General features: G+C 64.1%; 25 protein-coding genes. 3 read left to right on the top strand and 22 right to left on the bottom strand.

Translation table 11 applies throughout. The features are described from left to right. Window positions 1–29: 29 nt before the first annotated feature. Window positions 30–2,093, bottom strand: coding sequence for an ATP-dependent DNA helicase (locus AC4CS3_RS02920; RefSeq protein WP_490782136.1), 2,064 nt, complete (start codon window positions 2,091–2,093; stop codon window positions 30–32). Next, complete coding sequence (hflX, locus tag AC4CS3_RS02925; RefSeq protein WP_490782137.1) at window positions 2,086–3,648, bottom strand: GTPase HflX; 1,563 nt, start codon at window positions 3,646–3,648, stop codon at window positions 2,086–2,088. Before hflX ends, AC4CS3_RS02920 begins: the two co-directional genes overlap by 8 nt. 387 nt (window positions 3,649–4,035) lie before the next feature. Between hflX and AC4CS3_RS02930 the strand changes: the two genes are divergently transcribed. Beyond that, complete coding sequence (locus tag AC4CS3_RS02930; protein WP_490782138.1) at window positions 4,036–4,650, top strand: class I SAM-dependent methyltransferase; 615 nt, start codon at window positions 4,036–4,038, stop codon at window positions 4,648–4,650. Here the strand turns inward: AC4CS3_RS02930 and dapF are convergent. From dapF to AC4CS3_RS02965, 7 genes are all read right to left on the bottom strand, one after another. Next, window positions 4,631–5,599, bottom strand: coding sequence for a diaminopimelate epimerase (dapF, locus tag AC4CS3_RS02935; RefSeq protein WP_490782139.1), 969 nt, complete (start codon window positions 5,597–5,599; stop codon window positions 4,631–4,633). The two genes, AC4CS3_RS02930 and dapF, sit on opposite strands and share 20 nt — an antisense overlap. 31 nt (window positions 5,600–5,630) lie before the next feature. Continuing rightward, window positions 5,631–6,572 (bottom strand): tRNA (adenosine(37)-N6)-dimethylallyltransferase MiaA, encoded by a 942-nt coding sequence (miaA, locus tag AC4CS3_RS02940; protein ID WP_490782140.1) that lies wholly within the window; start codon window positions 6,570–6,572, stop codon window positions 5,631–5,633. A 6-nt stretch (window positions 6,573–6,578) separates the two neighbouring features. After that, window positions 6,579–8,207, bottom strand: coding sequence for a tRNA (N6-isopentenyl adenosine(37)-C2)-methylthiotransferase MiaB (gene miaB, locus AC4CS3_RS02945; RefSeq protein ID WP_490782141.1), 1,629 nt, complete (start codon window positions 8,205–8,207; stop codon window positions 6,579–6,581). Beyond that, complete coding sequence (locus AC4CS3_RS02950) at window positions 8,182–9,453, bottom strand: aggregation-promoting factor C-terminal-like domain-containing protein (protein ID WP_490782142.1); 1,272 nt, start codon at window positions 9,451–9,453, stop codon at window positions 8,182–8,184. Before AC4CS3_RS02950 ends, miaB begins: the two co-directional genes overlap by 26 nt. Before the next feature lie 129 nt (window positions 9,454–9,582). Next, a complete protein-coding gene (locus AC4CS3_RS02955; protein ID WP_490782143.1) occupies window positions 9,583–10,143 on the bottom strand; it encodes a regulatory protein RecX in 561 nt (186 codons plus the stop codon). Window positions 10,144–10,189: 46 nt separating this feature from the next. Next, entirely contained in the window at window positions 10,190–11,239 is a 1,050-nt protein-coding gene (recA, locus tag AC4CS3_RS02960) for a recombinase RecA (protein WP_234753124.1), read from the bottom strand. Between the two features lie 240 nt (window positions 11,240–11,479). Continuing rightward, a complete protein-coding gene (locus tag AC4CS3_RS02965) occupies window positions 11,480–11,719 on the bottom strand; it encodes a DUF3046 domain-containing protein (RefSeq protein ID WP_490782144.1) in 240 nt (79 codons plus the stop codon). A 41-nt stretch (window positions 11,720–11,760) separates the two neighbouring features. Here AC4CS3_RS02965 and AC4CS3_RS02970 point away from each other — a divergent pair, with 41 nt between their 5' ends. Beyond that, window positions 11,761–12,258, top strand: coding sequence for a MarR family winged helix-turn-helix transcriptional regulator (locus AC4CS3_RS02970; protein WP_078105745.1), 498 nt, complete (start codon window positions 11,761–11,763; stop codon window positions 12,256–12,258). Between the two features lie 153 nt (window positions 12,259–12,411). On the opposite strand, the gene AC4CS3_RS02975 is transcribed toward AC4CS3_RS02970, so the two are convergent. The 13 genes from AC4CS3_RS02975 to AC4CS3_RS03035 all read right to left on the bottom strand — a co-directional run bounded on the left by AC4CS3_RS02975 (window position 12,412) and on the right by AC4CS3_RS03035 (window position 24,604). Next, entirely contained in the window at window positions 12,412–12,864 is a 453-nt protein-coding gene (locus AC4CS3_RS02975; RefSeq protein ID WP_059387810.1) for a helix-turn-helix domain-containing protein, read from the bottom strand. A 132-nt stretch (window positions 12,865–12,996) separates the two neighbouring features. Continuing rightward, complete coding sequence (locus AC4CS3_RS02980) at window positions 12,997–13,500, bottom strand: CinA family protein (RefSeq protein WP_490782145.1); 504 nt, start codon at window positions 13,498–13,500, stop codon at window positions 12,997–12,999. Next, entirely contained in the window at window positions 13,497–14,099 is a 603-nt protein-coding gene (gene pgsA, locus AC4CS3_RS02985; protein WP_490782146.1) for a CDP-diacylglycerol--glycerol-3-phosphate 3-phosphatidyltransferase, read from the bottom strand. Before pgsA ends, AC4CS3_RS02980 begins: the two co-directional genes overlap by 4 nt. A 9-nt stretch (window positions 14,100–14,108) precedes the next feature. Further along, entirely contained in the window at window positions 14,109–16,991 is a 2,883-nt protein-coding gene (locus AC4CS3_RS02990) for an FtsK/SpoIIIE family DNA translocase (protein WP_490782147.1), read from the bottom strand. A gap of 161 nt (window positions 16,992–17,152) precedes the next feature. Then, a complete protein-coding gene (locus tag AC4CS3_RS02995) occupies window positions 17,153–18,844 on the bottom strand; it encodes a ribonuclease J (RefSeq protein ID WP_441431600.1) in 1,692 nt (563 codons plus the stop codon). 27 nt (window positions 18,845–18,871) lie between these two features. Continuing rightward, a complete protein-coding gene (gene dapA, locus AC4CS3_RS03000; RefSeq protein WP_490782148.1) occupies window positions 18,872–19,783 on the bottom strand; it encodes a 4-hydroxy-tetrahydrodipicolinate synthase in 912 nt (303 codons plus the stop codon). An 86-nt stretch (window positions 19,784–19,869) separates the two neighbouring features. Next, window positions 19,870–20,232 (bottom strand): hypothetical protein, encoded by a 363-nt coding sequence (locus tag AC4CS3_RS03005; protein ID WP_437773115.1) that lies wholly within the window; start codon window positions 20,230–20,232, stop codon window positions 19,870–19,872. 61 nt (window positions 20,233–20,293) lie between these two features. Continuing rightward, window positions 20,294–20,782: a hypothetical protein gene (locus AC4CS3_RS03010; RefSeq protein WP_490782149.1), complete on the bottom strand. Its 489-nt coding sequence runs from the start codon at window positions 20,780–20,782 to the stop codon at window positions 20,294–20,296. Window positions 20,783–20,786: 4 nt separating this feature from the next. Continuing rightward, window positions 20,787–21,545, bottom strand: coding sequence for a 4-hydroxy-tetrahydrodipicolinate reductase (gene dapB / locus AC4CS3_RS03015; protein ID WP_490782150.1), 759 nt, complete (start codon window positions 21,543–21,545; stop codon window positions 20,787–20,789). Window positions 21,546–21,599: 54 nt separating this feature from the next. Further along, complete coding sequence (locus tag AC4CS3_RS03020; RefSeq protein ID WP_490782151.1) at window positions 21,600–21,845, bottom strand: hypothetical protein; 246 nt, start codon at window positions 21,843–21,845, stop codon at window positions 21,600–21,602. A gap of 4 nt (window positions 21,846–21,849) precedes the next feature. Then, the gene (locus AC4CS3_RS03025; protein WP_490782152.1) at window positions 21,850–22,602 is read right to left on the bottom strand and encodes a hypothetical protein; all 753 of its coding nucleotides are present in this window, start codon (window positions 22,600–22,602) and stop codon (window positions 21,850–21,852) included. Continuing rightward, window positions 22,599–23,489, bottom strand: a complete 891-nt coding sequence (locus AC4CS3_RS03030) for an ATP-binding cassette domain-containing protein (protein WP_490782153.1) — start codon at window positions 23,487–23,489, stop codon at window positions 22,599–22,601. The genes AC4CS3_RS03025 and AC4CS3_RS03030 overlap by 4 nt, the downstream gene beginning before the upstream one ends. Next, complete coding sequence (locus tag AC4CS3_RS03035) at window positions 23,456–24,604, bottom strand: sensor histidine kinase (protein ID WP_490782154.1); 1,149 nt, start codon at window positions 24,602–24,604, stop codon at window positions 23,456–23,458. The genes AC4CS3_RS03030 and AC4CS3_RS03035 overlap by 34 nt, the downstream gene beginning before the upstream one ends. 225 nt (window positions 24,605–24,829) lie before the next feature. On the opposite strand from AC4CS3_RS03035, the gene AC4CS3_RS03040 reads away from it, so the two are divergent. Next, window positions 24,830–25,480 carry a response regulator gene (locus tag AC4CS3_RS03040; protein ID WP_490782155.1) on the top strand — a complete coding sequence of 217 codons (651 nt, stop codon included), beginning with the start codon at window positions 24,830–24,832 and terminating at the stop codon, window positions 25,478–25,480.

Consider the following 25,480-nt stretch of genomic DNA (forward strand, 5'->3'; position numbering starts at 1 on the left):
GGACGGGTCCGCTTGAGCAAGCGCGCGCTTTAGGCCTTGGCCGACTCGGCGTAAAGACGTTCGAGCGCACCCCGCACCACTGAACGGTCCGTGGTGGGCCAGAAGGGCGGCAACGCTGCCCGGAGGAAGTTTCCGTAGCGCTCCGTCGAAAGCCGCGAATCCAGGACCGCCACAACCCCTTTGTCCCCCGTTGAGCGGATGAGACGGCCAGCCCCTTGGGCCAGCCGGATGGCGGCGTGCGTCGCTGAAACTGCCATGAAACCGTTGCCACCGGCCTGCGCCACCGCGCGGGACCGTGCCGTCATCAGGGGATCGTCCGGACGAGGGAACGGTATCCGGTCAATCACTACCAGCCGGCATGAACCGCCTGGAACGTCAACGCCCTGCCAAAGGGACATGGTGCCGAAGAGGCACGTGTCTTCCTCCTCGGCAAACTGCCTCACCAACGCGGCCATGGTCGATTCGCCCTGGCACAGGATGTCCACGTCCAGGCGTGACCGCATCGCTTCCGCCGCCTCCTCCGCTGCCCGTCGGGAAGAGAAGAGGCACAAGGCTCCGCCGTGCGAGGCCTTGATGAGCTCTTCAAGTTCGTCAAGCGCTTCGGGCGAGGTGCCGCGCGCCGGCTTGGGCAGGTGCTTGGCGACGTACAGCATGCCCTGCTTCGGGTAGTCGAAGGGCGAGCCTACATCCACTCCGGTCCAGCTGGGGGCCCCTTGTCCTGTCAGGCCCAGCCCTCCGGCCGTGGCCTCGAACGCAGAGCCAATGGCCAACGTGGCAGAGGTCAACACCACGGTATGGCCCGCGAAGAGCCCTTCCCGGAGGCGTCCGGCAACGCTGAGCGGCGCGACATTGATGAGCGCAGGCGAATCCTCGTCGGGAGCCGTGTAGCCCTGCTGCGGATCGAAGGTACTGTTCCGGGAAAGCCACACGACTTCCCGGTTGTCCCGGGCCGAGAGCAGCCGTTCGCACAGCTCGAGGATCAACATCAGCCGTGAGCGCGCGAGCTGGCGTCCGCCGTCGACCGTGTTGGACGAATCTCCCTTCGAGTCGGAAAGCGCTGCACGGCAGGCTTCCCGGAGCTGGTCCACGCAATCAAGTTGTTCGTCATTGAGCCCGTTGGGCAGGAGGCCCGAGGGCGCACCGATGATCGCGAGTTCCAAGCGGTCCGCGGCGGCCTTCAGGGCGTCCACAGTGATGGCCGTGTGTTTGCGGGCGCTCGAGGCAGCGGCATGGATCATCGCGACGGACAGCTGCCCGGACACAGCTCCGGTCACGCGGTCCTGGAGCTCGTGGGCCTCGTCCACCACGACTACGTCGTATTCGGGCAGCACGGCCAGGCCTTCGAAGGCGCTGACCGCGAGCATCGCATGATTGGTGACCACGACGTCGGACTCCGCGGCACGGTGGCGGGCCAGCTCGCTGAAGCACTCCTCCGCCACGGGGCACTTCTGCGCCCCGAGGCACTCCATCGACGTGACGGACACCTGGCGCCAGGCCCGGTCGGTCACGCCCGGCATCAGTTCGTCCCGGTCCCCCGTCGTGGTCTTTGCGGCCCACTCGCGAAGCCGCAGGACTTCCTTGCCGAACTGCGAGGCAGGCCCGCCGATGGCTGCGGCGAGATGCGGAACGCTCGTGTCCTCGCCGAGGGAGAACAACTGCCCCTCAGCCGGCTCCTCGCTGGGGAACCCGCCCTCAAGCTTGTGCCGGCACACATAGTTGGCCCGGCCCTTGACCAGGGCGATGCTGACTGGGCGCTCCAGCTCAGGATTGATGCTTTCCAGGAGACGGGGCAAATCCCGGCCTACGATCTGCGTCTGCAGGGCGAGGGTGGCCGTGGACACGAGCGTGGGCTTGTTGCTCTCCATCGCGTGCGCAATCAGCGGAATCAAGTACGCGAGGGACTTGCCCGTGCCCGTGCCAGCCTGCACCAGGAGGTGCTCGCCGGTCTCGATCGCCCGCGCCACTTGCCTGGCCATCTGGTGTTGGCCCGTGCGGTTCTGCCCGCCCATGCCGGCAACGGCTTTGTCCAGGAGTTCGAGGGCGGTACGTTCCCCCACGGTTTCGCCGCGCTCCCCCGCCTCAGGATCAACCATTGTTGACGAACGACTCCAACTCGGCTGCCAGGTTCTCATGGACCATGGCCACCACGCGGGTGCCTTCCTCCTCATGCTCAAGGCTGAGGATTTCGGCGTCGGTGTTGTGCAGCTTGTTGATGAGCTCGCCCCGGTTGTATGGAATCAGAACCTCAAGCCGCACGCCAGGTCGCGGGATGGCTTCGCTGATGGCTCCAAGGAGTTCGGCAATGCCCTGTCCTGTGCGGGTGGACACGACGACGTGGCGGGGCTCTTTTTGCTTGAGCCGCTCCACGACAAACGGATCCGCGACGTCCGCCTTGTTCAGGACGATGATTTCCGGGATCTTCCGGGCATCCACTTCGCTGAATACCGTCCGGACCGCCGCGATCTGGCCTTCCGGATCGGGATGCGAAACGTCCACTACGTGGAGGATCAGATCGGCGTCGGCCACCTCTTCCAGCGTCGAGCGGAAAGCCTCCACGAGCTGGGTGGGCATCGAGCGCACGAAGCCGACGGTGTCCGAGAGGGTGTAGCCGATCCCGTCAGGCGTCTGGGCCTTCCGGACCGTGGGATCCAGGGTGGCGAACAACGCGTTCTCCACGAGGACACCGGCATCCGTCAGGCGGTTGAGCAGGGACGACTTTCCGGCGTTCGTGTAACCGGCGATGGCGACCGAAGGAACGGCATTACGACGGCGGTTGGCGCGCTTGGTCTCGCGCGATGGCTTCATCGCGGCTATTTCACGCCGTAGCTTGGCCATGCGCGTGCGGATTCGACGGCGGTCCAGTTCGATCTTGGTTTCACCAGGACCACGGGACCCCATACCGGCGCCGGCACCACCCACCTGGCCACCGGCCTGGCGGGACATGGAGTCGCCCCAACCACGCAGGCGCGGCAACAGGTATTCCAGCTGTGCAAGCTCAACCTGGGCCTTGCCTTCGCGGCTCTTGGCATGCTGCGCGAAGATGTCGAGGATCAACGTGGTGCGGTCCACCACCTTGACCTTGACGATGTCCTCAAGGCCACGCCGTTGGGACGGTGCCAGTTCGGCGTCGACCACCACGGTGTCCGCGCCGGTGGACATCACGATGTCCTTGAGCTCGATGGCTTTGCCTGAGCCGAGGAACGTGCCGGGGTCCGGCTTCATGCGGCGCTGGACGATCCCGTCCAGGACTTCCGAGCCGGCCGTTTCGGCCAGGGCGGCAAGTTCCCTCAGGGAATTCTCGGCGTCGGCGAGGGTGCCTTCGGTCCAAAGGCCTGCCAGCACAACGCGCTCAAGGCGCAGCTGCCGGTATTCGACCTCGGTGACATCTTCAAGTTCCGTGGACAGGCCCGCAGTACGGCCCAGGGCCCGGCGCTCGGCCAGATCCTCTTGATCGCCGTCGTAAATGCTGTGTTCTTCGTCCAGACGGGAAATCGCCTGGGCCTTGCCAAACACGCCCCGGGGTTCGTCGCGGTCCTGAATTATGGCAGGTGCGTCCTTGGAGAGAATCCGGTCGATGACAGCCTGGATTTCTTCAGGACTCATGTCCTGGGCGTCGGAATCGGGTCCGGTGTTCTTCTGCGTGGTCATGGTCTCCTTTAGGGGGTTCGGCATTTCCAGAATAGTGCCGATTCGTCTCTTGTGGCGCGGAATTCGCGCAGGGCTGATGCCTGGCAAGGCTCGGCCGATGGTCTGGGATCTCCATCCGGAACGGTCTGCACGGATTGCGTGCACAGATCCCAGGAGGGAAGGGGACGATCTGCTGAGTGTCCAGTCGTCAAAAAACAACGTCTGGAACGGACATGCCAAGGCGGAATGGCGCTGCAATGAAGCAGGCCTGCGTCGCGGGCGGTGCCGGCTACTCAAAGATCAGGAACATGCGCATCAGACTATCAGACCCCGTCAAGCCCGTGTTGAGCCGGTGTGGACCGGTGCGCGGTTTCCCTTGCCCGCTGCTGGCTACTAATCTGGCAAGCTATGGAGTCTGCTCACTATTTCAGCGCACAGCCCGCGGGGCCGTTCACCCGCAAGGCCCTCACGGTGGAACTGGCCGGCGCGACCCGCCGGCTCCAGACATCGGGCGGCATCTTCAGCCCCGACGGGATCGACAAGGGAACAGCGATCCTGCTTTCCGAGGTTCCGCCTCCGGCACCGCAGGGAAATCTGCTGGACATTGGCTGCGGCTGGGGTCCCATTGCGTTGACGATGGGGCTCATGGCGCCGCACGCGCGCGTCCACGCGGTTGATGTCAACGAGCGTTGCGTCACCCTGACCAACGAGAACGCCGCCCTGCTGGAGCTCGGGAATGTCACTGCGAGCCTGCCCGACGACGTCGACCCTGCCGTGATGTTCGACACCATCTGGTCAAACCCGCCCATCCGCATCGGCAAGGATGAACTCCACAATCTGCTGCTCAGGTGGCTGCCGCGGCTCGCTCCGGGTGGAAACGCCTGGCTTGTGGTGCAGAAAAACCTTGGAGCGGACTCGCTTCAGCGTTGGCTGGCCGATACCCTCGACGGTTCTTTCTCGATATCCCGGGAAAGTACGTCGAAATCCTTCCGCGTGCTGCGGATCAGGAAAGCGTCCCGCTAGCGACAATCACGGCGGGGCCGCTGAGCTCCACGTGTTCGCGACCGCTTTCTCCCGGGAAGAACCGCACGCCGACGACGCCGCCCGGCACCTTGACGCGCCACGTGTCGGGAGCGCCTTCCCCTGCCCAGTGGCGGATGGCGACGGCGGCCGCGCAGGCACCGGTGCCGCACGACTGGGTCTCGCCGACGCCGCGTTCGTGGACTCGCATGGTGATGTTGCCTATGCCGTCGTGAACGAGGGGCTCGGCGGGAACCACGAATTCGACGTTGGTGCCGTTGGCTGGCTTGGGATCAACGACGGGAGCCTTGAATAGCTGCGTGGATTTGAGCTCGGACAGTTCAGCCAACGCCACTACAGTGTGCGGGTTGCCCATGCTGACAGAGAGGGCAGGCCGGGCGACTTCAATTCCGTCGGCGCTGACGAGGGAGTCCATGGCCTTGCTGGTGGCATCCTTGGGGAAAATGAACTCCCAAGGACCCATGTCCACCGCAAAGCCCTCAGCGGTCCGGACAATCTTCTTGATGCCGCCGCGCGTCCCGATGGTCAGGGATTCACCGGCGTTGAGCGTGACAAGACCCTGCTCGATCAGGAATTGGACGAAGACGCGGACGCCGTTGCCGCACATCTCGGACAGCGAACCGTCGCCGTTGCGGTAGTCCATGAACCACTCGGCATCGGAGTCTGCTTCGAGCAGCTGAAGGCCTTCGGACAGGAACCGTGAAGGGACCGCCCGGATGAGGCCGTCCCCGCCGATGCCCACGTGGCGGTCACAAAGCGCTGCGACCTGCTCCGGGGAAATCTGGTGCGCGTCTTCGGGGTCCGCGATCAGGACGAAGTCGTTGCCCGTACCGTGCCCCTTGGAGAAGGCCAGGCCGTGAAGACCGGAGGCGGGTACGGCACCGCCGGCAGCGGCAGGCTGAGGGGCGGAAAATGCAAGGGTTTCATCCATGGCTCAAGGCTACCTGCACTAAGGGTTGCGCCTAAATCACCGACGCCGGGCTCGCGCAGATTTCTGCCGCTTTGGTCACCAAATCCGGATCCTGCCAGTCAAGCCAATGGATCCGGGGGTCGGCCCGGAACCAGGTGAGCTGGCGGCGGGCGAATTGCCGGGTGGCAACGATGGTTTCTTCAGCCGCGGTTGCCGCGTCGGACTCGCCGTCGAGGACCCGGAGGAACTGGGCATATCCGAGCGCCCGCGATGCCGTCTTGCCTTGTCGCAGTCCGGCGGCGTCCAGCCGCGCGACCTCTTCAAGAAGTCCCGCGTCGACCATCCTCAGGACGCGCTCGGCCAAACGCCCGCGCAGTACTCCGCGGTCGACGTCGAGCCCTATCTGCACGGCCGGCTGGAAGTACTCTCGCTTCGGCATGAACGAGCTGAACGGGCGCCCCGTGAGTTCGAAGACTTCCAGCGCGCGGATGACGCGGCGTGCGTCACCGAGCCTTTCGGCGGACACGGGGTCGACGCGCTGCAGGCGTTTCTGGAGGCCTTGAAGACCGGATGTCTCGTGCTCCTGCTCCAGCCGTTGCCGTACGCCGGGGTCCGTGCCGGGAAATTCCAGGACATCCAACGCTGCCCGGACATAAAGGCCGGAGCCGCCCACCAGGATGGCACGCTTGCCTCGGTGATGAATATCGCGGATGGCGGCTCGGCAGTCGGCCTGGAAAGCGGAGACGCTCGCTTCCTCGGTGACATCCATCGTGTCCAGGAGGTGGTGGGGCACTCCCCTGCGTTCAGGGACGCTGATCTTGGCCGTGCCGATATCCATTCCACGGTAGAACTGCATGGCATCGGCGTTGATGACCTCGCCGTCGATCGCGAGGGCAAGATGGACGGCGAGATCGGACTTACCGGAACCGGTGGGTCCGACGACGGCGATCACGGGCGGATTCGGATCCGCTGATCCGGCCGGTACTGCTGTCATGCCGGGCTAGCCGCGCCGCACGGGAAGCGACGGCATGCCAAGGGAGACGCCCTTCAGCCTGCCGGACCCGGCCCCGGCGGCACCCAGTGCCGGAGCGCCACAGGAATCGGCCTGCGAGCGGTCCCAAGCGTCGCCGGCACGGGAGCGCCTCAAGCTGTAGTCCGCCGTCGTCGCCGGATCGGAGACGAGGTGGAAGGCAGCAGCCCCGGTGATCGTCACGGTGACGAAGTCGCCGGGCCTCGGGGGCTCTGCGCCCTCGGGCACGGAGAAGTGGACCAGCCGCTGGTCCTGGGAGCGGCCGGACAAGCGATGCGTTTCTTCTGCTTTGCGTCCGGACTGGGCCGTGACCAGGAGTTCAACCCGGCGTCCGAGCTGTTTCGCGTTCTCCTCGGCCGCGATGCGGTCCTGGAGGGCAGTCAGCCGCTCGTAGCGTTCCTGGACAACGGCCTTCGGGAGCTGTTCCGGAAGCTCCGCGGCCGGCGTGCCTGGGCGCTTGGAGTACTGGAAGGTGAAGGCTGAGGCGAAGCGCGACTTCTCGACGACGTCGAGCGTGTCTTGGAAGTCCCCTTCCGTCTCGCCGGGGAAGCCCACGATGATGTCGGTGGTGATCGCGGCGTGGGGAATCTTGTCACGGACCTTGTCCAGGATGCCCAGGAACTTGGTGGAGCGGTAGGATCGGCGCATGTCCTTGAGGACCTTGTCCGAGCCGGACTGGAGTGGCATGTGCAACTGCGGCATGACGTTGGGGGTCTCGGCCATCGCGTCGATGACGTCGTCAGTGAAGGCAGCCGGGTGCGGGCTCGTGAAGCGGACACGCTCAAGGCCCTCGATGTCACCGCAGGCGCGCAGCAGTTTGGAGAAAGCCAGGCGGTCCCCGAATTCCACGCCGTAGGAGTTCACGTTCTGGCCGAGCAGGGTGACCTCGACGGCGCCGTCGTCCACCAACGCCTGGATTTCCGCCAGGATCTCGCCGGGACGGCGGTCCTTTTCCTTGCCGCGGAGCGACGGCACGATGCAGAAGGTACAGGTGTTGTTGCACCCGACCGAGATGGAGACCCAGCCCGAGTACACAGAGTCACGCTTGGTCGGCAAGGTGGAGGGAAAGACGTCCAGCGATTCCAGGATTTCCAGCTGCGCCTCGTTGTTGTGGCGGGCCCTGTCCAGCAACGCCGGGAGCGCCCCCACATTGTGGGTCCCGAACACGGCATCCACCCACGGAGCCTTGCGCACGATGGTTTCGCGGTCCTTTTGCGCCAGGCATCCGCCCACGGCGATCTGCATGCCCGGATGGGCAGCCTTGACCTGCTTGAGTTCCCCGAGGTTGCCGTAAAGCTTGTTGTCAGCGTTCTCACGGACTGCGCAAGTGTTGAAGACCACCACGTCGGCGACGCCGCCGTCGAAGGGTACGTATCCTGCATCCTCCAGGAGTCCTGCCATGCGCTCGGAGTCATGGACATTCATTTGGCAACCGAAGGTGCGGACCTGGTAGGTGCGCTTCGCACCGTGCTCGGGTGCGGGCTCGCTGACAGGGCCCGGAGCGGGCTGCTGAATGGGGGCTGGTGCTGGTGCTGCGGAAGGGGAACTCACCAATCTAGGGTAGCCCCTCGGGCTAGTACCAGTTGAAGCCCATCTCATGCTGCCAAGCGTTGCAGGGCGAACCGTAGCGGTCGCGGATATAGCCGAGGCCCCAATCGATCTGTGTCCGGTAGTTGCTGAGCCAATCGCTGCCTGCCGAATAGTACTTGTCCGGCGGCAGCGCCTGCGCAACACCGTAGGCACCGCTGCTGGGATTGGTGGCATCTGTCATCCAGCTTGATTCCTGGGTCCACAGCTGCGACAGGCACTGCATTTGGTCCTGGCCCCAGCCGAAGGCGCCGAGCCGGGAGGACGCGTATTGCCGTGCGCCTGCGGGGTCGTTGACGACGTTTCCCCCGCCACCGCCTCCCCCTACGAAGCCGCCGCCGCTGCTGCCACCGCTGTTGTTGCTGCTGGCGCCTCCGCCGCTGCTGATGGGCGGCTGGGCGGCTTGCTGCTGCGCCGCCCGCTGGTTGGCTGCCGCCAGGGCATCGGCTTCAGCCTTGCGCTGTGCCGCCTCCCTCTTGGCCTCCTGGGCAGCCTGATAAGCGGCAAGCGCCACCTGGCCGTCCTGGTATTTCTGCGCGACTGCAGCAGAAGTGGACGTCAAGGACGCAAGCTGGGCGACCATGGTCTTTCGCTGTCCGTCCGTGGCGGCAACACTGTCTTCGGCGGCGCGCCTCGCAGACTCCGCGGCCTGGGCCTTTGCCGCGGCGTCACTGTCCAACTGGGCCAAGACATCACGGGCAGCTTGTTCCTGCGCCGTTGCCGCGGCGGATGCCTGCGAAGCGCTCAGCGCATCATCGTGCAGCTTCGCCGTACGATCGAGGACCTTGTTCAGCAAGGCGAAATTTTGAATATTGTCCGGTGCGATGGCGGCATTCGCAAGGGACCAGGGCCCGGGATCAAAGCCGCCCGACTCGTATGCCTTGACCACCAGGGAGGAAGTGGCCTTCCTCAGTGAATCCGCTTTTGCCTTGGCCTGCTGGGACGCCTCCGCCAGTTTCTGCGTGACTGCCTGCTGATGCTGCAGGGCGTCATGGGCCTTCGCGTACTCAGTTCCCGCCTTGATGGCTGCCGCCCCGAGCTCGCCCGACTTCTGTTGAAGACCGGCCAATAACTGGTTGATGCGGCCCACTTCGGCGCTTGCGGCAGCTTCGTTCCCTTGGGCCTGCTGTACCTCCGCCCAGCTAGGATAGCCCGACGGCGGGGCATCGTCGTCCGCGGAAGCCGGGCCTGCTTGGAGAAGCGACGCGACAAGCAAGGGCACAATGATTGCCGAAAGCCGTAACGACAACGGATTCATTGGATCTGACCTGCTTCCCGACTCGGAACACTAGTCCAGAACCCTAGCCGAAGACCGCCAAGAAGCCACCCATCCCCGCCGCCCGGGACAATACTCACAGGCAGCTCTCAGTTACGCCGGCGACGCCGCCTAGCCGATGTCGTCTGCTTCACGACCACCGCACACCCCTGCACCGTGGGACTCCGACTCCCCCGACAATGCTTCGTCCAGGACCTCGCCAACAATCCGGAACGCCGCCGATGGTTGGTAGCCCTTGCGGGCAAGCATCGACGCGAGCCGCCGAGTTTGCTTGTCCCGCTCGGTCCTGTCGGAAAGGTCAGTTCCGGCCCTCAACCGGCGGGCGACCAGGTCCCTGGCAGCGTTCCGCTCGTCGTCATCGCTGACTTGCGCGAGCGCTTTCTCGGCCGTTTCAGCGTCGATGCCTTTGTCCGCCAATTCGCGTCTCAAGGCACCCCGGGCGAGTTTCCTCGACTGCGCACGGCTGCGGACCCACATCTCCGCGAAGTCGGCGTCATCAATGAGCCGGACTTCCTCGAAGCGATCCAGAACGGCTTCAGCCACGTCTTCCGGTACATTCCGTTCAGCCAGTTTGCGCGCAAGCTGAAGCCTGCTCTTGGGTGAATTGGTGAGTTGACGGAGCACAATGGCCCGGGCAACTGTTTCCGGATTGGCTTCAGGGTCTGCTGCCACGGACGAATCCGCAGACGGACCCCAGGACCGGGAGTGGCCCTGATGCTTAGCCGTCAACGGCCTTCAGCTTCGGAGATTTCTCGGCTTCGGCAGGCTTGACTACTCCGACGCCAAGCTTTTCCTTGATCAGCCGCTCGAGGTCCGCTGCCAGCTCAGGGTTGTCGCGCAGGAAGCGGCGGGAGTTCTCCATGCCCTGCCCAAGCTGGTCACCGTCATAGGTGAACCATGAACCGGACTTCTTGATGATGCCGTGCTCGACGCCCATGTCGATGATGCCGCCCTCACGGGAAATGCCCTGGCCGTAGATGATGTCGAACTCCGCGATCTTGAAGGGCGGAGCCATCTTGTTTTTGACGATCTTGGCCTTGGTGCGGTTACCTACCGAATCCGCGCCTTCCTTCAGTGTCTGGATGCGTCGGACGTCGATGCGGATGGAAGCGTAGAACTTCAGCGCCTTACCACCGGTAGTGGTTTCCGGGGAACCGAAGAAAACGCCGATCTTCTCACGGAGCTGGTTGATGAAGATAGCAGTCGTCTTCGTCTGGCTCAGGCGTCCGGTGATCTTACGAAGGGCCTGGCTCATGAGACGGGCCTGGAGGCCGACGTGGGAGTCGCCCATTTCGCCTTCGATTTCAGCGCGGGGAACCAAGGCGGCGACGGAGTCGATGACGATGACGTCCAAGGAGCCTGAGCCGATCAGCATGTCCATGATCTCGAGCGCCTGCTCACCCGTATCCGGCTGCGAAACCAGCAGGGCGTCCGTATCGACGCCCAGTTTTGCAGCATACTCGGGATCGAGGGCGTGCTCGGCGTCGATGAAGGCTGCGATGCCGCCCTGGCGCTGGGCGTTGGCCACAGCGTGAAGCGCGACGGTGGTCTTACCCGAGGATTCCGGACCGTAGATTTCGACGACACGGCCACGAGGCAACCCGCCAATGCCAAGAGCGACGTCCAAGGCGATGGAGCCGGTCGGAATGACCTCGATCGGCGCCCGGACTTCGTCCCCAAGGCGCATGACCGAGCCCTTGCCGAATTGCTTGTCGATCTGGGCAAGCGCTGCCTCGAGCGCCTTCTCACGATCCTGATTTGCCGCCATGGTTCACACCTCTGATGCTTTCTCGCTGTGGACTGGCCTGAACGGCCGCTTTCCTGTCTCATCCGACGCTAGTACGAGCCGCTGACAATTTTGTGTGCGACTTCGTCTATGTGGACAACTACGGGTGTCGAATGACACGGAAACCGCTCCGTCAGGATCAATTTTCCTCTGAAAGGAGCATAGCCTCATCCGAACAGATATTCGAACAAATTTGCGGGCGTGTCCGCCAGGAACCGGAACTCAGAACGTTCCGGAACCCTTGTCCGCGGGCTTGATATCCCTGCCGAGTCGGCGCTCCGGAGGAACGTCCTGGACGTCGCACAGGGCAAGCCAGACGTCGCGGGGGCTGTAGCCCGCTGCCAAGGCGTCGTTTGCCGTACGGCCGCCGACGCCGGCCAATACAAGGGAGCTGCTGAGGACCCGGGAGTAACCAGCCCCGAATTCATCGTCCATCAGCCGCCAGAAGTCACTGATCCGCACCAATAGAGTCTCTCATGGGAGCGGACTCTAGAATGGTTGTCATGAGCAACACTCCCGACGACGCGCCAGAGATGGTGGAGGCAGGCGACAACGTCGACGCCGCCCTCCAGCAGGTGGAACACCAGCTGAGCATGTTCTGGCGACGCGCACGATCGCTGTCCCACCAGCTATCCCGGCAGGTCCATCCCGACATGGAACCAGCCGCATACGGACTGCTGACGATTATCCGGAAAGAAGGCCCCATCCGCCTGACGGAGCTCGCCTCGTGCATCGGCGTCGGAAAGCCCTCAGTGAGCCGCCAGATCGCGTTCCTCGAGAGCATCGGCATGGTCTACAAAGAAGCCGACCCCCAGGATGGCCGCGCACAATCGATCCGGCTCACTCCCAAGGGCGAAGAAAAGATGCACCAGGTCCAGGACGCACGCCGGCAGGTATTCCGGGAACGCCTGGGTGAGTGGCCCCTGGAAGAAATCCAGACGCTGGCGGACTACATTGAACGGCTCAACGCTGCCTACGGCGAAGGAATCGGCAAGGACTGACCGCGCCGAGCAACAAAAGACCAAAGAAGGAGGGCCTCCACATGGAGGCCCTCCTTCTTGCTTCAAGCATTTGCCGATGTTTCGGCGCAACGCATCCCGGCAGGTACGTGCTGAACCTCACCCCCGGCAACTGCGTACCGGAGTCAGTGCGTTCTAGCGGGCTCCGGAGAGCATGCCCTGGGTGAAATCGTCGTTCAATTCGGCGCTGAGCTCGCGGTCGAGATCGCGGCCGTAGCGCTGGGCGAATTCCTGCGGGACGGTGTCCGGAACAGCGACGCCTTCGGCGACGGCAACCCGGTCACTGACCTCTCGGAGCATGCCGGACAACGGAACGTCCAGCGCTGAGCAGATTGAGGACAGCAGCTCTGAGGATGCTTCCTTCTGGCCGCGCTCAACTTCGCTCAAGTAGCCAAGGGAAACGCGGGCGCTGTGCGAGACTTCGCGGAGCGTACGGCCCTGGCGCTGGCGGACATCGCGCAGGACATCACCAATTTCGTGACGCAGTACAACCATTTTGCGCTCCTTCTGTTCGCTCGGTGCCTTCTCGGCCAAGCCCACATCCTTCCAGCGGACAACGCCGTTTATGGATACGGGCTGCTTAACCATCTGTATCGCCTTGCTCCCTCGTGAGTCCGGTTCACCTTGCCGGTGCACCGGTTGTTTTTTACATCCTAGGCGCCCCGGCCATTCCGGGGCGACACAATGTAACAACTATTGGGCCGCTGTTTTTGTTCCCGGCTACTTTACGTGCAGTAGGTCGGCATGGAGAAGGCACTCCAGCAAGCGCTCCAGTGCGGCCGCCGTTGCCTGGGCACGGATACTTGGCCGATCCCCCGGAAAGGAGTAGGCATGCGCTGTGGCTCCGCCCTGCGTGGCGACGCCAATGAAGACGGTGCCAACCGGCTTCCCGTCGTGCGGCAAAGGCCCCGCAACCCCCGTAGTGGAGATCCCGACGTCGGCCCCGCACGCGCGCCTCGCGCCGGCGGCCATGGCCGCCGCCACCTCGGCGTCGACGGATCCGACGGCGGAAAGCAGCTCCTCGGACACCCCCAGGATTTCGGCCTTGACCGCGTTCTGGTAGGCGACCACCCCGCCCTGGAGCATGCCTGACGCCCCCGGGGTATCAGCGAGAGTGGCGGCAACCATCCCGGCGGTCAGGGATTCCGCGGTCGCCACAGTGATGCCCCGCTTGATGGCGAGGGCAACGGCGGAGGCGGCCACCTCATCAGCGGTGGGGCTCATGCGCGCTTGCCGGCCGCGCGAAGTTTTGCGGCTTCAATCACATATTCGACGCCGGTCCACACCGTGATAACAAGGGCGACGATCATGACCCAGAAGGCCACGCTGAGGAGCCACGGAGCGAAAGAATTCAGAGGCAGGATGTAAAGGAAGATGGCGACAGTCTGGACGACGGTCTTCAGCTTGCCGCCACGCGAGGCCGGCATCACCCCATAGCGGATGACGAAGAAGCGCAATGCCGTGATGCCCCATTCGCGCACGAGGATGAGGATGGTGATCCACCACGGCAGCTCTCCCAGCGCCGAGAGGAGAACAAGTGCCGAGCCGATCAGCAACTTGTCGGCAATCGGATCCGCGATCTTGCCGAAGTTGGTGACGAGGTTGCGGCTCCGGGCGATGTCGCCGTCGAGCCTGTCCGTGTAGATCGCCACGGCGAAGGCCACCACGGCGGCCCAGCGCCAGAGGCCGTGCTGGCTGTTGTCCTCCAGAAGGAACCAGACGAAGAACGGAACCAGGACAATTCGGAGCATCGTCAGGATGTTGGGCAGATTCCAGATATCGGAGCTGCTGGAACCGGCTTTGCTGCCGTCGGATGTAGTCACCCCTCTAGGCTACCGTCCGGTCAATGACCAGGCGTCTTCGCCGCCTTCGTCCTCGTCATCGATGCCATCTGCGCCGTCGTGGTATTCCGTGACCTGCTTGCGGCGCTCGAGATCGGTGGCCACGAGGTCCTCTGCGTACCCGCCGACGGCGATGTTCGCGTTCGCGTTCTCGCTCAGGGCGGCCGTGTGCGCGTCGGGCGTGACCGGAGCGTCCTGGCCCTTCATGGCCGCCAGCACGGGCGCGAGGTCGTCGGGCTTGACCAGGACATCGCGCGCCTTGGAACCCTCGGACGGACCCACGACTCCGCGCGACTCCAGCAGGTCCATGAGGCGGCCTGCCTTGGCAAAGCCGACGCGGAGCTTGCGCTGCAGCATCGACGTGGAGCCGAACTGGGTGGTGACAACGAGTTCGGTGGCCTGGAGCAGGACCTCGAGATCGTCTCCGATGTCGTCGTCGATCTGCTTCTTCTGCGCCTCGGGCGCGACGTCGTCACGGTAGACGGCCTTGAGTTGTCCCTTGACGTGCTCCACCACGCGGTGGATTTCGGACTCGGTGACCCAGGCGCCCTGCACGCGCATCGCCTTGGAGGCGCCCATGGGGAGGAAAAGTGCATCACCCTGGCCAATGAGCTTTTCCGCGCCGGGCTGATCCAGGACCACACGGGAGTCGGTGACAGAGGACGTGGCGAACGCCATACGCGACGGGACGTTCGCCTTGATCAAGCCGGTGACGACGTCGACGGAAGGACGCTGGGTGGCCAGGACCAGGTGGATGCCGGCAGCACGGGCGAGCTGGGTGATGCGGACAATCGAGTCTTCGACATCGCGCGGGGCCACCATCATGAGGTCGGCGAGCTCGTCCACAATTACCAGCAAATAAGGGTACGGCTTGATGATGCGCTTGGAGTCAACCGGCGGAACAACCTTGCCGGCGCGGACAGCCTTGTTGAAGTCGTCGATGTGCTTGAAGCCGTAGTTGGCGAGGTCGTCGTAGCGGGCGTCCATTTCGCGCACTACCCACTGAAGTGCCTCGGCGGCTTTCTTGGGGTTGGTGATGATGGGCGTAATGAGGTGCGGAACACCCTCGTACGCGGTCAGTTCGACGCGTTTGGGGTCCACCATGACCATGCGGACCTCATCGGGCGTCGCGCGCATCAGGATCGAGGTGATCATGGAGTTCACGAACGACGACTTGCCGGCACCCGTGGCACCCGCCACGAGCAAGTGCGGCATCTTCGCGAGGTTCGCGACGACGTAGCCGCCCTCGACGTCCTTGCCGACGCCCATCACCATGGGGTGGTCGGTCCGCCGCGCGTTCTGGCTGCGCAGGACATCGCCGAGGGACACGGTTTCGCGGTCCGTGTTGGGGATCTCGATGCCGATGGCCGACTTGCCGGGGATCGGGCTGAGGATACGGACATCGCTCGATGCCACGGCGTAGGAGATGTTCTTGGACAACGCCGTGACGCGCTCCACCTTGGTGCCGGAGGCAAGTTCGATCTCGTAACGGGTCACGGTTGGCCCCCGGCTGAAGCCGGTGACAGTGGCGTCCACGTTGAACTGTTGCAAGGTGTCCGTCAGGGCGGCCACGACGGCGTCGTTCGCTTCCGTGCGCTCCTTCGGAATGGAACCCGGAGTCAGGTTGTCCGAGGACGGCAACGTGTAGGTGACGTCCCCGGCAAGCGAAAGTTGCTCGGTGCGCTGCGGGATCGGCGTCGGGGGTGGTGGCGGACTGACGGGCGCCGAAGGCACGATGACCGGCGGCACAGCCGGCGAAAGTGCCGCGGTCGGCACGACCAGGGGGATCGCTTCGGTCGCGTTGTCCGCAATCGCCTTCGGGCTTCCAAGTCCCTGTGCACTTCCAAGACCCTGTGCGGCCTTGATCTTCTCGACGGCGATTTCGGCCTGCGTCGGCCTGCGAACCCCGGGCGGAACTGCCGGCCCGCCCTTTGCGGGAGGGGCATCGTCGTCGACGATTGCGTGTTCGAAGGCCTCGTCGCCAACATAGCCTTCAAGCGTGGGGTCGTCGTCGTGATCCTTGCCGAAGAAGCGCTTGCGGCGCTTCTTCTTCGGTTCAACGGCCGCCTCGTTTTCGTAGAGGTAGCTGCGGTCGTGGGAATCGCCGCGTTGCGCGTCGGCATCCACCAGGTCGACGCCCATAAGGTGCTCGTAGGCGCCACGGATACGCCGGGGAATGGCGCCGAAGGGTGTGGCCGTCACAATCAAGAGGGAGACGAACGCCAAGGCACCGTAAACCATGACGGGGACCACGGGGTGGATAGCGGCAAGAGGCGAGGCTGCGAGGAAGCCGAGCATCCCGCCCGCGCGCCGGAGGCCCTCGAAGCCATCGGCGACGGTCGGCTGGCCCCCGATAATGTGGGCCAAGCCGGTGCCGGCGAACGTCATGATCAGGAAGCCGATGCCCACGCGGTTGTTGCCACGGCTGTCCCACGGCTGCCGGAAGAGCCGGAAAGCGCAGACGAAAAGCATGAGCGGAAGAAGCAGGGATACCCAGCCGAAGGTTCCGTTCACGATGCTGTAGACAACGTCCGGGAACCAGCCTTTGAAGCCCCACCAGGCGAAGGTTGCTATGAAGACACCGAGGGCCAGGTTGAAAAGCGCGGCGCCATCCCGGCGGTCCGCGGGATCAAGGTCACTGACGTCGTAGCCGATCCGGCGGACGCCCGCGCCCACCACGTGCCCGATTCCCAGCCAGACGCCGGCAAGCGCGCGCAGGATCCACGGCTGTTGGGGTTCGACGACGGCTGCCTGCTTGCCGCGGGCCGTGCCTGTGCCGCTCCGGCCGGTCTTAGCCGGGGTCCGGCCGCTGCCCGAGCCGCCGGATTTGCTGTTGGAGCTGCCTCTAGGCGCGGAGGTAGTACGAGTCGCCATATCGGCCACGCTACCCCAACCCGTCCGGAAACCCGCGGATTTCAGGGGCGCGGAGGAACCATGTTGCCCCTGTTGGACAATCTGCGGACCCGGCATTGAGGCGAGCCGGTCGTGAAACACGAACGGCCCGGTTCATTTGAACCGGGCCGTTCGGAGCCTGACTAAGCTTCCAAAACCAACGGGATGATCATGGGACGCCGGCGAAGCTTGCGGTTGACCCACGTGCCGATCACACGACGCACCACTTGCTGGAGCTGGTGGGTGGTGTGGTCCGCGTGGTGGAGCACTGCGTCTTCAAGGGCCGCGTTGATCTTGGGGATGATCTCGTCAAAGACGGAATCGTCTTCGGCCACGCCGCGGGCGTGGATTTCCGGGCCCGAGACGATCTTGCCTGTGGTCCGGTTGATCACGGTGATAACCGAGATGAAGCCCTCGTCGCCGAGGATCCTGCGGTCCTTGAGGTCGGCGTCGGTGATTTCACCCACGCTGGAGCCGTCCACATAGACGAAGCCCACTTCCACCTGGCCCACTACATTGGCTTTGTGGTCCCTGACGTCAATGACTGTGCCGTTGTCGCTGAGGATGACGCGGTCCGAGGGCACGCCGGACTCTTCCGCCAGATTGCCATTGGCGATGAGGTGCCGGGTTTCGCCGTGCACAGGCATCGCGTTCAAGGGCTTGAGGATGTTGTAGCAGTAGAGCAGTTCGCCCGCCGCGGCGTGGCCGGAGACGTGCACTTTGGCGTTGCCCTTGTGGACGACGTCGGCGCCGAGCTTGAGCAGCCCGTTGATGATCCGGTAGACCGCGTTCTCGTTGCCAGGGATGAGGCTCGAGGCCAGAATGACGGTATCGCCCTGGCCGACCACCACGCGGTGGTCTCCGTTGGCCATCCGGGACAGCGCTGCCATGGGCTCGCCCTGCGAGCCCGTGGACATCAGGACCACGCGGTGGTCCGGAAGGTTGTCGATGTTCTTGATGTCCACCAGGATTCCCGGCGGGACGTCAAGGTAGCCCAGTTTCGCGGCGATAGCCATGTTGCGCACCATGGAACGGCCCACGAAGGCGACATTGCGGCCATGCTTGGCGGCCGCGTCAAGCACCTGCTGGACGCGGTGCACGTGCGAGGAGAAGGACGCGACGATGATGCGCTTCTTGGCCTGGCCGAACAAGCGGTCCAGGGTGGGACCGATTTCCTTTTCCGCCGTGGTGAAACCGGGGACATCCGCGTTGGTGGAGTCGGCCATGAACAGGTCCACCCCTTCTTCGCCCAGGCGGGCGAAGTGGCGCAGGTCCGTGATGCGGCCGTCGAGGGGCAACTGGTCCATCTTGAAGTCGCCCGTGTGCAGCACGTTGCCGCCGGCGGTGCGGATGAAGACGGCCAAGGCGTCCGGAATGGAGTGGTTGACGGCAACGAATTCGCATTCGAAGGGGCCGAACTGCTCCACTTCTCCTTCGGCGACCGTGAGCGTGTATGGCTTGATCCGGTGTTCCTGGAGCTTGGCCTCAACGAGGGCAAGCGTCAGCTGGGAGCCGACCAACGGCAGGTCCGGACGCAGGCGCAGGAGGTACGGCACAGCACCGATGTGGTCTTCGTGGCCGTGCGTCAGGACGATGGCAACGACGTCGTCCAGTCTGTCCTCGATGTAGGAGAAATCGGGCAGGATCAGGTCAACACCCGGCTGGGTCTCTTCAGGGAAGAGCACGCCGCAGTCAACTACCAGCAGCTTGCCATTGATTTCGAAAACGGCCATGTTGCGGCCGATCTCCCCCAGCCCGCCAAGGGGCACAATCCGGAGTGTTCCCTGCGGAAGTTTGGGCGGGGTGACAAGTCCGGGAAGGGCGGTTTGGGTCATAATGCGCTACTTTCCGGCGGAATCGTTCTAGACAGTGAAGTCCATTCCAGCTTCCGCCAAGTCCTCGCGGATGATTGCGATCTCGGCGGTGTCCGGCTCCACGAGGGGCAAACGGACAACCGAGTTGGGCAGGACTCCCTGCCATTTAAGAATTTGTTTGGCGGCGACGGCGCCTTGGACCCGGGTCATGGTTGCGCGGATCACGGGCTCGAGTTCGAAGTTGATCTTGCGTGCCGTGCCAAGGTCGTTCGAGTTGATGGCGTCGATGAGCTCACGGAAACGGCGGGTAACGACGTGGGTGGTGACGCCAATCAGGCCTACCGCACCCATGGCCATCCACTGGAGGGTCAGGCCGTCGTCCCCCGAGTAGAAGAGGAGGTCGGTTTCGGCCATGACGCGGGTGGCCGCGGCGAAGTCGGCTTTGGCATCCTTGACCGCAACGATGTTGGGGTGGGCGGCCAGGCCGATCATGGTCTCCGGCGTGATCTGAATGGAGGAGCGTCCGGGAATGTCATAGAGCATGACGGGGAGCTCGGTGGCGGACGCGATGGCCTCGAAGTGGGCGCGGACGCCGGCCTGGCTCGGCTTGTTGTAGTACGGGGTGACGATCAGGAGTCCGTCGACGCCGAGCTTCGCGGCTTCCTGGGAGAGGTGCACCGAGTGTGCGGTGTCGTTGGTTCCGGTTCCCGCGATGATGGCCGCGCGACCACCTACGGCTTCCTTCACGGCGCGGAACATGCCGAGGTTTTCCTCATCGGTGAGCGTGGATGTCTCCCCGGTTGTTCCGGTGACGACCAAGCCATCGCAGCCGTCGTCAACAAGCTTGACTGCCAGTTCCGCTGCCTGCTTGTAGTCAACTTCGCCGTCCTTGGTGAACGGGGTGACCATGGCGGTCAGAAGGGTACCGAGAGCAGGAACGTTCGCACGAGAGTCAGACATATGAAAAACGTTACCCTGTCAGCTGCGGGTTAGGAGAATGGGGCCCGCGTGATTGTCGTCAAATTCAACGAAATGGGAGCAAGGCCTCAGGCTGAAGCGTCGCTATGGCGCCCGGGCTTGGCTGGCGCCTCCGGCGAGCAATACAGCGCAACCGCTGACTCCCGCAAGCGGTCTGCCCACGCTCCCAGCCGCTGGGCGGCCCGCACATAGTCGAACAACTCAACGGGGGTCAACGATTCGAGGTCAGTCTCCTCAAGCCGCCTGGCGAGTTCGGCGCCCGGCTGCTGTTCGCCCAGAACGGTTCCCTCGCGCCGCCACTGCACATCTTCAGGCGGCTCCCCCGCCACAAGCTGCCGGAAGAGGAAATCGACGACGCCCGGGCTCATCGCTTTCATGGGCCCATCCAGGCCTTGGGGATAGCCGTTCGGCCGCTTCGAAGGATCGTTCATGCAGCCATGGTATTCGAACATATATTCGAACACAAGGGTGTTTCCTTCTTGGCGGCAGCCGCTACCGCTCCGCCGTGGTGGGCTCAGTGCGAAAGAGGCGCACGGCGTCGCGCATGGATTCCCTTGCGCGCTTGCGGTCGCCCGCGGCATCGTAGGCGCAACTGAGCCGGAACCAGGAACGCCAGTCCTCGGGGGCGGCCTCGGCCTCCACGCGGTACTTCTCAAACTCGGCGTCCGCGGCGGCACGCACGATGCGGCCTCCCGGTGTGCGGGGCAAGTTGTCTACGGGCAGCCCGCCTTCGGCTTCGAGCACCTTCGCCATCTTCTCCGTGCGCGCACCGAACACAAGCTCGCGGATCAATGCCCACGCTCCGATGATCGGAAGCACCAGATAGGCAGCGCCGATTCCCTTGGCGACCAGGTTCGCGTCACTGAGCAGCAGGATCGAGCGTTCGAAGGTGACCACGAGGTAGAGAACCAACAACAGGGTGACGGCACCCACCCAGATCTTGGTGCGGTTCTCCTTGAATGCGTTCCAGAGCGAGCCCATGCGCCTACAGCCCCAGATCCAGATAGCCGTCCAGGCCGACTGTCAGCCCGGGGTGGGACGCCACATTGCGCAGTCCCAGCAACACACCGGGCATGAAGGACGCCCGGTCGAAGGAATCGTGGCGGATGGTCAGTTGCTCACCCGGCCCGCCGAGGAGCACTTCCTGATGTGCCACGAGTCCGCGCAGGCGGACGCTGTGGACGCGGACACCGTCTACGTCGCAACCGCGGGCGCCATCAAGGGCGGTGTTCGTGGCATCCGGGCTTGCCGGGACACCGGCTTCTTCGCGGGCGGCGGCAATGAGCTGGGCCGTGCGGACGGCTGTGCCCGAGGGAGCGTCCACCTTGTTCGGGTGGTGCAGCTCGATGATTTCCACCGATTCGAAATACTTGGAGGCCTTGGCGGCGAAGGCCGAGGCGAGGACGGAGCCGAGGGCGAAGTTGGGGGCAATAAGGACGCCTGCATCCGGGTTCGCCTCAAGCAAGCCGCGCAACGCAGCGAGCCGCGCGGCATCCCAACCGGTGGTCCCAACAACAGCATGCATGCCGTGTTCGACGGCGAAGCGTACGTTCGCCTCGGTGCTGTCCGGAACGGTCAGGTCGACGACAAACTTGGCTCCGGCGTCGAGCAGGGTATCAAGGGAATCGCCGCGGCCGAGCGCCGCGACGAGCTTCATATCGGAGGCTGCCTCCACCGCTTTGACGGCTTCGATACCCATGCGTCCCTGGGCGCCCAGAACGGCGACAGCAAGTTGTTCGGTCATGCCCTTAACCCTACCGGGCGGCGCGCACCGGGATTTTCGCCGTCGGGTTCACCCTTAGTCGCGGGTCGGAGCGACGGATCGCGGTCGTACGAGCTTTCGAACGCCCAGAACGATTAGTCCCAAGACCGAGCCGGCGACGACTGCGAGGATGAGCATGGCAACGATGGGAATCACCAGCGAATCAGCACCGATTTCTTCCCGAGCCGCCTCGAGTCCCGGGATGCTGATGGCGATAACGAGCGCCGCCACCACCTGCGTGGGCACAAGGAACCAGGGCCACGATTGGATTTTCTTGGACATGGGATCATTTTCCTTTCAATCGCAGAGCAGCCAGGAGAAGCACTCCGCTGGACCAGATCGTAAGAAGAAGGAGCGCTCCCCAGGGCCCAAGGTTGTCCCCGGGCTCCGGGGTGGCGCTGATCGCTTGCCCGACCAGTATCCCGATGGTCATGTTCGCTCCTGCCGTAGCGCCCGGGACTCCACTCAGTCCGGCGATAAGGAGCGTGATCGGTGCAAGCCAAAAAACGGTGATGATGACGATCGCGGCGACGGTGGCTGAGCGCACCGCGTACCCGAGCCCTGCGCCGAAGCATGAGGCGAGCACGACCGCAGCGATCGAGCACACTACCGCGGCGACGGAGTCAAAAGAGAAGGGCACGGGTGTCCCGCCCAACACGGCAGCGAACACGCCGCCCATGAGCATGGCGAGCAACGCAAGTGCTGCGGCGACCCCGCTGTACCCGAGTGCACTCGCCGCAAGGAGCCGGCCGCGGCGCGGGACGAGCAACATTCGGAAGCCGATCGCTCCCGTCTGGTAGTCCCGGCCTACGCCGATGGCCGCCGCCAGAGCTGCCACGAACGCGAAGATGTCGACCCCGGCCGTCGCGATACCCGTCAGATCCTGTGCCGGCGAAGACACCTTTCGATAGATCGCTTGCCCTACGCCGAGTGCGAGCGGTACGGCGGCTCCCAGCAACAGCACGACCACGGATGTTCGGGTCCGGATGATCCGGGCCGTCTCCGCGGACACGAGCTCGGCCAGCCGTTGCGTCCTCAACGAGCCTCTCCTTCTACCTTCGTGTCCACGATCCGTCGATACACGTCGTCAAGAGAGACTCTCTCGGTGCGAAGCTCGTCCAAGACAAGCCCATGCGCAGCTGCAAGGGAGAACACCTCACGCGCTGTGATGTCTGCGACGACGACGGCGCGAGCGTCTGCCTCGACGATGGTGGCGCCGTTTCCCTCTGCGAGCGCGATGAGCGTGCTGACGTCTTCGCTTACGACGTGGACGTGCGCCCCGGCTCCTCGTGCGAGGTCGGCAAGGCTGCTTCGGAGTTTGAGTACACCGTTGTTGATCAGTACGACGTCGTCGGCCACAAGCTCGAGCTCGGTGATGATGTGCGACGAAAGGAGAATCGCGGCTCCATCATCACGAAGTTGGATGAGCAGGTGACGCAGCCACTGGATGCCCGACGGGTCGAGACCATTGAGCGGCTCATCAAGGACGTAGTTGCCTGGGTTGCCCAAGATAGCTGCGGCGAGCGCGAGGCGCTGCCTCATGCCAAGGGAAAGCTCGCGCACCCGCCGTCTGCGGGCCCCACCAAGGCCGACCATGTCCAGCACCCGTTCGGCCCGCGCGTTGTCCACGCCCTGAACACTTGCGCAGTACCACAGGAGCTCGATCGCCCGTAGCTCAGGGATCAGCGCCCCGGCGTCGAGGACCGCCCCAACGCGCTGGCGTGGGTTGGGTAGCTCTCCATACGGGCGTCCGTCGAACAACGCCCGTCCCGAATCGGGCTTCTCAAGGCCGAGGGCGGTTCGCATGGTGGTGGTCTTGCCAGCGCCGTTAGGCCCGATGAAGCCGACGATGCGGCCGTCATCGGCATAGCTACTTTCGTATAACTGGTCCGCTAGAACCTGGGCATCGTCGCCGTCACGGTCCACCCTTTTTCATCACCGCCTGCCTCGAATGTTCCACCCAGCAGCATCACACGATCGTTCATCCGCTTCAGCCCGTACCCCGTCGCATCAGCGGTCTCGTCCCCTCTGCCGCTGGACGGAGCATTCCAGACCTGCAAAGTGACCCATTCACGATCAGACGTGACCGCCAAACGAATCGACGGGGTCTGCCGAGCGTGCTTCATCACGTTGGTGACTGCCTCACGAGCGATGTGCACGAGCGTGGTCTCGATGCTGCTCGAAATTGACATCTCACTGCCGGGGAAGGAGAGCTCCACCGAGGCTCCCATCGAGCCGAGTCCCAGTCGTAATGATTCCAACGTCGCTGCCAAGGACACGGCACCTGGCCCGGCTCCTCCGACGGTCTCGTCCGTCCCCTGGACTAAACGCAGCATCCGACGGATGTCTGTGAGCGCCTGTGTAGCGGCATCGGTGATCGCACGCCTCGATGTGTCTCTAGTCACGGGGTCGTCCACCAGTTCGAGGGCCCGGGCCTGCATGACAACGGCCGTGATGTCGCGGGCAATGATGTTGTGCAGCTCATCGGCGATTCGATCCCGCTCCATTTGTACGGCGGCCGCCGATTCCCTTTTGAGCCGATCAATGTGAGCAGCAAGCTGATGCTCCCTCGCTCGACCTCCGCGGAACCCCCAACCGATCAGTCCTGAAGCAAGGCCAACGGCAACGCTCCCGACCCCGCCGCCTTGTACAAGCCCCTGGCCAACCCCTTCCGCAACCATCGCCAACGCCACTGTGACGACGCAGTATGAGACGCACAGCCACCGACCGCACGTTCTCGTGACCAAGCCGACCGAGACGGCAAGGGCCAGAGAGTAAGGCCCACCCGCACCAAGCAATGTTGCCGCGAGGCCGCATGCCACGAGCACCGTCGCCGCCACGGGAGGCCGCCACGCGAAAGCACCGATTGCGATAAGCGCGCCGACGTAAACGATCGCGGTGGGCATCGGCGTCTGGGCAAGTAACGCCAGTACACCATCCACGAGCAGCGCCACCGCGACCACGGCCCCCAATGCGAGACGAGCACCGGCCGGCAACGCTGTGAACGCCCAGAAGCCACGAACCAGCAGACCCTTGGACATTGCGGGTAGCGTCTGCCGGACCCTTTCGCTTCATCCCCCAATTATCCAGATGAAGCGCCCCGCCCCTCAGGCACACTAGTCAAGTCCCCTTCTGCCTGAAAGTACCAACAACCTGATCGTCGCAGCCTGCAGGCACAGGTTCTACCGACGAAAGTCGATTCCTCGCGCGATTTTCGTCCGATCTGAGAGTCGACTCCCGACGCCTAAACTGTAGTAACGGAGGGCGTGCGTGTTCTGATCGTCGATGACGAAGCCCTCGTGCGACACGCACTGCGCATCTTCCTAGAGTCGGCCCCGGCCACAGTTGTGGCCGGAGAAGCCGTTAATGGAACGGAAGCCGTCGAGCAGTACCGCATGTTGCAACCGGACGTCGTGCTGATGGACATCCAGATGCCGGTGATGAACGGCATTGAGGCGACAGAGATGATCACTGCCGAATACCCGGACGCCCGGGTCCTTGCAGTGACCACATTCTCTTCCGAAAGCCACGTCATCTCCGCGCTCAGGGCCGGAGCCTCCGGTTATCTCGCGAAGGACACGCATCCGGACGAGATCGTCAGCGCCATCTTGGACGTGCACGCTGACATGTCAGTGCTCTCGCCGCGCATAACTCGTGGACTCATCGCAGCCGTTCGAGATACGGCCACCCCCAACGGTCACGTCTCGCTCTCCCGCGCCCAAGCGCTCACGGAACGCGAACTGTCGATTGTGGTGTTTCTCGCGCAGGGTATGTCAAACGCCGAGATAGCGCAGGCCCTCCACCTCTCAGAGGCGACCGTCAAGTCGAACCTCGGCCGCATCATGAACAAATGGGACGTGCGCGACCGCGTCCAAGTACTCATCCATGCGGTGCGCACAAATCTCGTGACGTTGTAG

Source organism: Arthrobacter sp. SE2 (genome assembly GCF_058244265.1).